At 71.7% G+C, this 950-nt stretch carries 1 protein-coding gene; it reads left to right on the forward strand.

From position 1 onward, the window contains the following. Positions 1-647, forward strand: a 647-nt coding sequence (locus tag V7E05_RS03295) for a CBS domain-containing protein (RefSeq protein ID WP_333618248.1), incomplete at its 5' end; no start/stop codon positions are given. Positions 648-950: the final 303 nt, after the last annotated feature.

A 950-nucleotide genomic window follows, 5' to 3' on the forward strand; every position in this document is an offset into this window, starting at 1 on the left:
TACTCGGCCCGTCGCTCCGGCTCGTCACGCTCGCGGCGCAGCCGGTGGTGTGGCTGATGAACACCTCGGCGAACCTCTTCGTCCGCCACGTGCTCCGCGAGACGCCCACCGACGATGCAGGTTCGACGTTCTCCGTCGAGCAGCTGCGCTCCGTCGTGCACGAGTCCGGGGAATCGGGCTCGCTCGACGGGGACGAGACCGCGCTGATCACAGGCGCGATCGAGTTCCAGTCGCGCACGGCTCGCGATGCGATGACCCCGCTCGCCGACGTCGTTTCGATCGGCGCCGAGGCCACGGTCGCGGAGACCCATGCCGCGTGCGTGGAGAGCGGGTTCTCCCGCCTGCCGGTACGGGGCGGGGATGCTGGTTCCGGCGCGGACGCCGGGGCCGAATTCACCGGCTACGTCCACGTCAAGGACGTGCTCGAGGGCTTCGACCCGGGCGTGGCGCTGCCGGCGGAGGCCGTGCGCCCGTTCGTCACGGTCTCGCCCGAGGCGCCCCTGCGCGAGGTGCTCGACGACATGCGCCGGGCTTCGACTCACGTGGCTGCCGTGCGCGGGAATGGCGCGAAGGGCGCCGCAGGGCCCATCGAGGGCATCCTCTCGATGGCCGATGTCCTCAGGGACGTCGTCGGGGCGCACCGCTAGGGGCGCTCCGGCGGGCGCGCCCCGCCGGTGCCGCGCCACCGGACACGAAAACGCCCCGGGGATCAATGATCCCCGGGGCGGAGGCGACTCGAACCGGCGTCGACCTGATGGACGTACCCGGGCCCGAGGGGACGCGCCGAGCTAGCCGATCTTCACGGCCACGGGGTCGGTGTCGAGGAGGCGTCCGGCGGTCTTGTCGACCACGGCCGCGAGTGTTGCCTTCGAGACGCGGCGGCCGAGATCGAATGCCCGCGTGACGGCGCCCATGGGCATGGATCCGCTCGAGATGCTCATATAGCTCTC

Source organism: Dietzia sp. (assembly GCF_036741115.1).
GTDB lineage: Bacteria > Actinomycetota > Actinomycetes > Mycobacteriales > Mycobacteriaceae > Dietzia.